Origin of the sequence: Clostridium saccharoperbutylacetonicum N1-4(HMT) (assembly GCF_000340885.1) — a bacterium.
GTDB classification, from domain to species: Bacteria; Bacillota; Clostridia; order Clostridiales; family Clostridiaceae; genus Clostridium; species Clostridium saccharoperbutylacetonicum.
Genome location: NC_020291.1, coordinates 795515 through 802500, shown reverse-complemented (window position 1 = coordinate 802500; position 6986 = coordinate 795515). Strand labels below are relative to the sequence as shown.

General features: G+C 31.0%; 6 protein-coding genes and 4 tRNA genes. 1 reads left to right on the top strand and 9 read right to left on the bottom strand.

Translation table 11 applies throughout. The features are described from left to right. Positions 1–509: 509 nt before the first annotated feature. From CSPA_RS03595 to CSPA_RS03570, 6 genes are all read right to left on the bottom strand, one after another. Positions 510–585, bottom strand: a tRNA-Lys gene (locus CSPA_RS03595). 8 nt (positions 586–593) lie between these two features. Then, positions 594–668 (bottom strand) — tRNA-Gln (locus CSPA_RS03590). Positions 669–671: 3 nt separating this feature from the next. Further along, positions 672–747: transfer RNA gene (locus CSPA_RS03585), tRNA-His, on the bottom strand. A gap of 145 nt (positions 748–892) precedes the next feature. After that, entirely contained in the window at positions 893–1390 is a 498-nt protein-coding gene (locus CSPA_RS03580) for a GNAT family N-acetyltransferase (protein ID WP_015390839.1), read from the bottom strand. Between the two features lie 106 nt (positions 1391–1496). After that, positions 1497–1955, bottom strand: coding sequence for an 8-oxo-dGTP diphosphatase (locus CSPA_RS03575; protein ID WP_015390838.1), 459 nt, complete (start codon positions 1953–1955; stop codon positions 1497–1499). A gap of 535 nt (positions 1956–2490) precedes the next feature. Next, positions 2491–2565: transfer RNA gene (locus CSPA_RS03570), tRNA-Trp, on the bottom strand. A 346-nt stretch (positions 2566–2911) separates the two neighbouring features. Between CSPA_RS03570 and CSPA_RS03565 the strand changes: the two genes are divergently transcribed. Beyond that, positions 2912–3979 carry an NAD(P)H-dependent flavin oxidoreductase gene (locus CSPA_RS03565; protein WP_015390837.1) on the top strand — a complete coding sequence of 356 codons (1068 nt, stop codon included), beginning with the start codon at positions 2912–2914 and terminating at the stop codon, positions 3977–3979. Positions 3980–4111: 132 nt separating this feature from the next. Here CSPA_RS03565 and CSPA_RS03560 read toward each other — a convergent pair whose 3' ends face one another. From CSPA_RS03560 to CSPA_RS03550, 3 genes are all read right to left on the bottom strand, one after another. Continuing rightward, positions 4112–4486, bottom strand: a complete 375-nt coding sequence (locus CSPA_RS03560) for a RidA family protein (protein ID WP_015390836.1) — start codon at positions 4484–4486, stop codon at positions 4112–4114. Positions 4487–4725: 239 nt separating this feature from the next. Next, positions 4726–5496 carry an ethanolamine ammonia-lyase subunit EutC gene (gene eutC / locus CSPA_RS03555; RefSeq protein ID WP_015390835.1) on the bottom strand — a complete coding sequence of 257 codons (771 nt, stop codon included), beginning with the start codon at positions 5494–5496 and terminating at the stop codon, positions 4726–4728. Between the two features lie 82 nt (positions 5497–5578). Further along, on the bottom strand, positions 5579–6946 hold the full coding sequence (locus CSPA_RS03550; RefSeq protein WP_015390834.1) for an ethanolamine ammonia-lyase subunit EutB: 1368 nt from the start codon (positions 6944–6946) through the stop codon (positions 5579–5581). Between the last annotated feature and the right edge of the window lie 40 nt (positions 6947–6986).

Here is a 6986-nt window from a genome sequence, read left to right as displayed (position 1 = left end):
ATATCATCACTCGAATGCTCTGTCAACAACTTTTTTCAATTTCTTTTAAGTTATCTTTGTAACTTTCATCAATCAATTTGTTTTAAGTTGTTTACGCATCTCAGCGACGTGTTTTATCTTAACATCATTTTATTCACCTCAATACTATTAATTTGAGCAGAAATTCACATATATACTCATATTACACAATAATGCTTTATTTCTCTTCAATATATTCATATTGATACGCTAGACATAGTTGACTTTGTTTTTATATTCATATTTAGAAAATTTACGAAATAATATCCTTATGAATAAAGTATAGACTGCATCTATGTCTATATTCCTTTAATATTTATTATGTATAATAGTACCTGAAAATAATGCTTCGTCCGAACAAATTAACGAATACCTAATAAAGAAATCTATATTTTAATCTTTTAAAATCCAAAAGTTTTATATTTTTATACGCAAAAAAGCCTAAAGTAGAGATATGCTTAAATATCTTTTTCTACTTTAGGCTAAATAATTGGTGGCTCACCCGGGAATCGAACCCGGGACACCATGATTAAAAGTCATGTGCTCTACCGACTGAGCTAGTGAACCGTATATAATGGCTGAGATGGTAGGATTCGAACCTACGAATGATGGAGTCAGAATCCATGGCCTTACCACTTGGCGACATCCCAGTATGGGGTGAACGATGGGACTCGAACCCACGACAACCAGTGCCACAAACTGGCGCTCTACCAACTGAACTACGTTCACCATAATGATTATTTAACTTCTTAATCCTTATACAATAAAAGGATTAATTAACTAAAAATAAAACCATTTGCTTGTTTATTATATGTTATTACTTATGTAGTGTCAATATTAACATACAAAAATTATAATAAAATTTTACAATGGATTATAAATACAACTTTGCCATATAAAATTCATCCACATATTCACCATCAACCAGCATAGACTTCTTTTTTATACCTTCTACCTCAAATCCATTCTTTTCGTATAAATGTTTTGCAACTATATTAGGACACATTACTGTCAATTCAAGTCTTATAATTGAATTTTCTTTTGCCCACAGATCCAATTCAGAGAAAAATTTGCTTCCAATTCCTTTTCCACGTTGAAACTCACGAATCCCCACAACAATATATGCTGTGTGATTAATTCTTTTTAAAATACCTCTTTGGGCAGAAAGAAACCCTACTATATTATTACCTTCCCCTGAAACTAATAAAAGATTACCTCCATTAATACTCTGCTGTATCATTCCTTCCACTCTACTAACATCATTATTTCTTTCATCAGGTTCTAACAACATATATTTAGTTTCTTTATCTAAAGCCAACAACATGCTTAATAAATTATTGGCATCTTCTAATTTAGCCTTACGAACAACCATTTAAAATCTTCTCCTTCTTTATTCGCAATAGTTTAAAACCATATTTTTAACTGTTCTAAATATTGTTTATCAACTATTTTTCATAAACTTCTCTCCAATCTAAAAATTAATACAATCTAATTAACCAATCTTCACCTGATTTATTGCGTTCATACATAAATTCATTATAGTTATCTGAATCAAAAACTTTTATTAAATCCATAAAATCATCCACTAACTTACAATTGTTTAATGAGTTCCTATCAACCCATATCATTTCTCCTTCATCAGAAGAAACTAAAGTTCCTTCAAATTTATTAGTTTTAAACAACAATACAATATATCTTTCATCCTCATCTGTCTGAAATTGCTTTACTCCGCATAATTTAGGCTCACTTATCGTTAATCCAGTTTCTTCATATATTTCACGAATAACTGCTTGAACAAAAGATTCTTCTTTCTCTACATGTCCACCTGGAAACGTTAGTCCACGCCAATCTTTTTTCACTCTATCCTGAAGTAGTATTTTATTACCATCATAAACCATACATAAAACTGTCACAATAGCCTTTTCACACCTGCTCATTTTTTGTCTCCTTATAATTTAATAAGTTTCTTTATATTTTTCTTCTTTATAATTCCTTAAATTTTATTCCTTGTTTTTTAAATCTTCAAATTCTACTTTTGAGACCCCTGATTTGAATATATCTAAAAAGACATATGGTGCCTCCTTCTAATTTGTTTACTACTTCTAATTATATAATTACATATTTTTCTATTCAATAAAAAAGCACACTTTAAATTTCAAAAAAATCTTAGAATACTCAAAATTGAATATTTCTAAGATTTTTAATTTATGTTATTAATTATTCAAGATTAAAATTATTCACAGCCTCAAGATTCTTATCCACAAAATAATCAACAACATTATCAATTCCATAACAAATTTATTTTGGATACCTCAAACATTTTATAATTTAATTTTATTCCAAAGTCTCTTTTATTTCTTCTATTGTTGGTTCGGAAGTTTTGATAATTCATAGAAATGCATAACTGAATCCTGTTGCTAAATTATCTCCTAAAATAAAAAAAAGCCGTAATACAACGTACTACGACCTTTGTGGCAGGGGCAGTAGGATTTGAACCCACAACCAATGGTTTTGGAGACCACTACTCTACCGTTGAGCCATACCCCTAAGACATTTAGTATCTTATCATAGAACAATATATTATGTCAAGGATTTATAACATTAAATTTCTATATTATACTCTTCTTCCATAAATTCAGTTATAACTACTGAATTATCATAAGTTTCGCTAATTATATTAAATCATAGTAATTAACACAAGCTTATACAATATAATATGAATATTAAAGCTCTTACCAAAACTTATACAAACAGCATATTTTTATATAACATTATACAAAGTATTTTTAAATATTTCTTGTCTAAGTAGTCAGGTTATTCTATAATATAGTATAATACTTTGATAGTCAAAGTATTTTATTATCGAATTTTCTTGTGAAAGGATATATGTGAAATGAATTTTAATTCTCTTAAAATTGGAAATTTAGTTGCTCCTATTCCTATTATCCAAGGAGGTATGGGTGTTGGTGTTTCAGCTTCTAATTTAGCTGCTGCTGTTGCAAAGGCTGGTGGTATTGGAATAATTTCTGCCGCACAACTTGGATATAAAGAAGATGATTTTGAAAAGAACACTTTAGAAGCAAATTTAAAAGCTTTAAAAAAGCATATTGAATTAGCAAAATCTAAAGCTGTTAATGGAATAATAGGAATTAATGCTATGGTTGCAACTAACAACTATGAAGAACATATAAGAGCTGCAATAGAAGCTGGTGTTGATTTAATAATATCTGGTGCTGGACTTCCTACAATGCTACCTAAAATAGTTAAGGGATCTTCTGTAAAAATTGCACCAATTGTTTCTTCTTTAAAGGCTGCAAAAGTAATATTAAAATTGTGGGATAAGCATGATAATGTTGCACCAGACCTTGTTGTTATTGAAGGACCAAAAGCTGGTGGTCATTTAGGTTTTAAAGTTGAAGAACTAGAAAATGACAGTGTAGACTTCGATCAATCTGTTGTTGACATAATAAGTGAAACAAAAAAATATGCTGAAAAATACAATAAGGAAATTCCTGTAGTTGTTGCTGGAGGCGTTTTTGATGGATATGATATTGCTAAATATTTAAAATTAGGCGCAAATGGTGTTCAAATGGCAACAAGATTTGTAGCTACTGAAGAGTGCGATGCATCTGATGAGTTCAAGAATGCTTATATTAATTGTTCCAAAGAAGATATACAAATAGTAAAAAGCCCTGTAGGAATGCCAGGAAGAGCTATTAGCAATCCTTTTGTAAAAAAAGTTCATGCTACTGGTGAAAAAGTAACTCGTTGTTATAATTGTTTAACACCTTGTAATCCTGCTACCACTCCTTACTGCATAAGCAAAGCTTTAATAAATGCTGTAAATGGTAATATAGACGAAGGTCTTATATTCTGTGGTGAAAATGCAAGTAAAATCACTAAAATCACAACAGTTCAAGAACTTATGGATGAGTTAGTATCTGAATTAAAAAATGCTTAACATAAAATAAACAAATTGTCCACAGATTTACTTTAAATAAAGCAAATCTTGTGGACAATTTGTTTTCTATTTATATGCTACTACTTAAACTTCTATAATCTATGGATTAGTAATTGCATTCTTAGTAATTTTTTATTTATAGGCTATTACTTCAACTTCACATAAAACTGATTTAGGAAGCTCTTTTACAGCAACACATGATCGCGCTGGTTTACTCACAAAGTATTTAGCATATACTTCATTGAATTTTGCAAAATCCCCCATATCAGCAATAAAGCATGTAGTCTTTATTACATTGTTAAAATCAATATTATTAGCTTCTAATATTGCAGAAAGATTCTTCATAACTTGTTCTGTCTGCTCTTCTATAGTTGTTCCTACCACTTCTCCTGTTACAGGATCTAAAGCTATTTGCCCTGATGTAAATAATAAATCTCCAAAACTCACTGCTTGAGAATATGGTCCAATAGCTGCTGGAGCCTTATCTGTTTTTGTTACTTTTAACATTTTTTATTCCTCCCCAAATCTGCGACATCCTTGTTATTTATACTATATTGATGCCTTAACTTCTAATTATTTTAATTTATTCAATTGTATCACCTTATCATTTCATATACAATTTTTTCTTAATCCGTATAGTGCAATGCTCAATGCTCAATGCTCAATGATCAAGAAGTGTTAATTTCCTTTGAAATGCTTTAAATATTAATTTGTTTTCTTCATGCCGCATTTGGGTAATTTAATATCTATAATTTGAGGTCTGTCCCACTCTTTTTTTCCACTAATAAAGTCTCAATTAATTGAACAATTTGTGCTCCAGCTTCTACTGGTGGCATTCCATTTTTGTGTATATTTGATATTACAGTTCTTTGTGATTCTGGCTTTTTAGTACTTGCTTCATATGCCATATAACAACTCATGCTTTCTCCTGTAGCAAGACCTGGTCTTTCACCTATTAGTATTAAAGTTACTTTTGCATTTAATGCTTCACTTATTTTATCCATAGTAGCAACCCTTGCATATTTAACAAAAATAGGTGTTCCTATTTTATATCCTTTAGCCTCTGCTCCCTCCACTATCATTGGATAAATTTCTTTTATATTTGCAGTTATTGCAGGTGAACTTAATCCATCTCCAGCTATAATTTGTACATCTACATCATTTATACATTTTTCTTTTATAGCCTTTAAGATTTCTTCTGAAAAACCTCTGCCAAGATCTGGTCTTGTTATATATTCTTCTTTATCTTTTACTAAAGTTTGAACCTTATAAAAGCCTAACTCCTCAACCACTTTTTCGTCCACATGAGACCAAACTGCATCCATTGCAACTGCATGATCAGCTCTAAGTCGTAAATAATCCCTTGTTTTATATCTTGAGCCAGCTCTTCCGATGCAAATTCTTGCTGAAGTTGACTGTTTTAAAATCATTAACCCTTTATAATCTATTGGATTATCTACTGAAATTTTAGTACTTAAATCAACAGCAGATATATCTTCTAACATATCCTTTTCCATAAGTTACACTCCCATATTTAAAAAATTACTGTCAAAGTTTTTTATCTAACTAGGACAGTAACCCTTTGATTTTTCTTATTTTTTACACTCCCATATTTAGAAATATTGATGGATCTCCCGCCCTGCTTGTCAATATTCCATTTTTCATTATTCCAAGCTCTTCAAGTCTAGTTTCAAATTCTTTTATTGGTCTTTTATTAGTTACCTCTCTTAAAGTTGCAATATCATGATAACTTGAAGACTGATACATTAGCATTACATCGTCACCACCTGGTATTCCCATGAAATAATTACAGTTGGCTTGCGCAAGTAATATTGCCAAATTCTCTAAATCATTTTGATCTGCCTTCATATGATTTGTATAACAAACATCAACCCCCATAGAAAGTCCCGTTAATTTACCCATAAAATGATCTTCAAGACCTGCCCTTATAACCTGTGCTCCATCATAAAGATATTCAGGTCCTATAAATCCCACAACTGTATTAACCAAAAATGGATTATATTTTTTAGCAAACCCATAACATCTAGCTTCCATTGTAAGCTGGTCTGCTCCATTATGACCATCTGAAGATAGCTCCGAGCCTTGACCAGTTTCAAAATACATGAAATTTTCTCCCTTTGAAGCTTTTAATTCCTTCATCATAGCATATGCTTCATCTATAAGCTTCACATCTATACCAAAGCCTCTATTTGAAATTTCAGAGCCTGCTATACTTTGAAACATGACATCCATAGGAGCTCCTTTTTTTAAAGCTTCCATTTGAGTTGTTACATGAGCTAACACACAATTCTGTGTTGGTATTTTAAACTTCTCCATAAATTCTCTAAAAGCTTTTAAAATCCTAGAAACACTATCAATAGTATCAACTGCTGGATTAAGACCTATTAATGCATCTCCTACACCATAGCTTATTCCTTCCATAACCGATGCCATTATTCCCTCAATATTATCAGTTGGATGATTTGGCTGAAGCCTTGCTGAAAGTGTTCCAAGCTTTCCAATTGTAGTATTACAAGTTGCTATATTAACAAGCTTTTTTGATGCACATATAAGATCCATATTACTCATAAGTTTAGTTACTCCTGCAATAACTTCTGAAGTTAATCCATCCCTTATAGCTTTTATTTCATCACCACTTGAACTAAGAAGAAATTCCCTAAAATCTCCTATAGTCATACCCCTAATCCCATTATATATTTCTTCATTAACCCCATCTTGGATAACCCTAGTAACTTCATCTATGTCATAATCTACAACTGGATTATTTCTTAAATCCCCAATAGTAAGCTCCGAAAGAACTACTTTAGCTGCAACCCTTTCTGCTGTTGACTCAGCTATAATTCCAGCTAGTCTATCCCCTGATTTTTCTTCATTTGCTTTTGCAAGAACTTCCTTTATATCTTTAAAATTATATACATTTCCAAAAAGGGTTGTTCTTAAAATCATATTCCCACCCCCCCCCGTTTATTCAGTTAACAGTTTACAA